Origin of the sequence: Chamaesiphon polymorphus CCALA 037 (assembly GCF_003003845.1) — a bacterium.
Lineage (GTDB): Bacteria > Cyanobacteriota > Cyanobacteriia > Cyanobacteriales > Chamaesiphonaceae > Chamaesiphon > Chamaesiphon polymorphus.
Genome location: NZ_PVWO01000728.1, coordinates 1 through 2181 on the forward strand (window position 1 = coordinate 1; position 2181 = coordinate 2181).

Consider the following 2181-nt stretch of genomic DNA (forward strand, 5'->3'; position numbering starts at 1 on the left):
CTCCCCACACTACTGACGCCGCTGCTTCTGCCGAATTTAATTCCGCCTAGCATTCCGATCGTGCCGATTAATTCGGTACTGTCACCAGATCTACTGCCCCCACCGAATAACACCCCCGCCGTTCCGTCTCAAAATGCGCCCGTCGCGCCGCAGCCAGACGCAGCCAAAGATCCGCGCTTTATTATCGCGCCCCAAGTTTTAGATCCCAAAGTTGTCGATCCCTTTTCTACCCAATTCGTACTCAATGGGAATAAGGTTTCGCACTTCACCACCACAGTCGCCACCGCCGGATTTGAAACGGGGAATTTTCGCAATACCGATTTGCGGTTTGATGTTTTTAGGGTAATTGGAGCCAAAAACGTCCAGAGCGTCACCGCCGATCGGGTAGTACGGGTGAATACCCAACTTGAAACCGTGGGAATTCGCAATGTCGTTCAAAATCAGGATATTGCCGTCTCCGTCGCCAAACCCCAAACCTTATTGGGATTTCGCCAGCAGATTAGTTTAGATGCTAGCTGTCTGAATAATCCAGCCCAAACTTGCACCTTTCTACCCGGCATTAAGATCGACGATAGCGTCATCGATCCGCGTAAATTGCAACCCACCGGAGCCAGAATTACCTCGCAATTTGGCGATGTCCTCTCCCCTGCATCTGTCGCCGCGATTAGGGAACCAGGATTTCAGGGCGGTGCTAATGGGCAAGAATTTGGCATCGATATTACAGTTCCGGCGGTAGGTTTGATTCCACCACCAGAAGGTTCCCCGCCGCCAGTATTGACAGGCGAACGTCAAGAGACGTTTAAGACTAATGTGGCGGTTAATTACGCCCGACTGAATCAGAGTTTTGCCACTAATGGCGTCGAATCGACAGTCGGGCGGACGATTCGAGCCTTAAATTATGTCAATGGCGATCGCAATCAACTTGCCAATGGTATCGCTAACGTGTTGGGGCAAGTTTTACCAGACTTTCAAACCAGTATCGCCCCAGGCAAACCTGGAGCGCGGATCGTCGTCAATCCCAACCTCTATCGAGCGGCAAATGCCGTCCGCATTCCCGATAATAGCCTGACAGTCTATCAAGGGGGTACGGGTTATGCACCCAGTTTTGGCAGCGATCCCAAAATTCCGCCAGGAGCGAGCCATCAAGCGATTTGGGTGGGAATGTCTCCAGTCGTCGAGCGCGAGTTTATTCGGGATTATCGTTACATTACCCTGCGCGAACCTCGAATCGTCGCTAGTGGCGGTGGGGAAGGCGGCGGCGTTCCGGTAGATATCAATCTCAATGGGTTTGGGTTTAATTCTAGTGGCTTGCAAAATGCCTACGGGCAAGGATATGTCACGGTATTCAATCGGGATGTCTCCCGTGTAGATAGCGATACGATTCGGCAACGGACAGATTATCAGCCTCACATCAGTTTTACCGGAACGACTCTAACTGAAAATACACTGTGGCGGTACTATACTGGGGCGATCGTCAATCCCGGATTCGATGCCAAAACGACATCAAATATCAAAGCTTATGTCGGCAGCGATTATTCGAGCGTCAATCCCCGTGGTTTTAGTTATAGCGTTGGCGGCGTCGGTTATCTCAATCCCGATCCGGAGTATTATACTCAACTATTTGCCAATGCCACGCAGTCGATCGGGTTGGGTGCCAATCCCCGCCATAATCTTGTCATCGGGTTTAATGCCAATTACATCGTCGATGGTGCGATTACCCTCCAATCGCTCCCAATCCGCACTACCCAAAGCTTTATCAATGCCGGATTAGCATTTAACTTTGGCGATTTCTCGATCGGCGGCACGCAATTTTTTGGTAATGTACTGCCAGAATCAGTAGACAATAAAACAGTCTTTAATCTAAATTGGAAAGTTACCGACAGGCTCAGAGTCGGTGGTTTTTTCACCGCATTCGATAACAATATTTCTACCAATCCTTTCGGCGCAAATATCAGTTACGATCTAGATCCTAATTCCAATTCGGCAATCTATCTCGGCTGGAATGCCGCTGAAATCGATTTCCGCCGCACCCTCGGCCCGACATCAAATGTGTATAAAGATAATACTGTAAGTGTGTCGATTAAATATGGATTTTAAGAGAGACGAGGAGACGAGGAGACGGGGAGACGAGGGGACGAGGAGACTAAAAAATAGAAACTCATAATAATCTATGTGTAGGGG

At 49.4% G+C, this 2181-nt stretch carries 1 protein-coding gene; it reads left to right on the forward strand.

The annotated features are described in order from the left end of the window. Positions 1–2097: hypothetical protein (locus C7B77_RS30580; RefSeq protein WP_181244076.1), on the forward strand; the 2097-nt coding region annotated here is incomplete at its 5' end. Positions 2098–2181 lie beyond the last annotated feature (84 nt).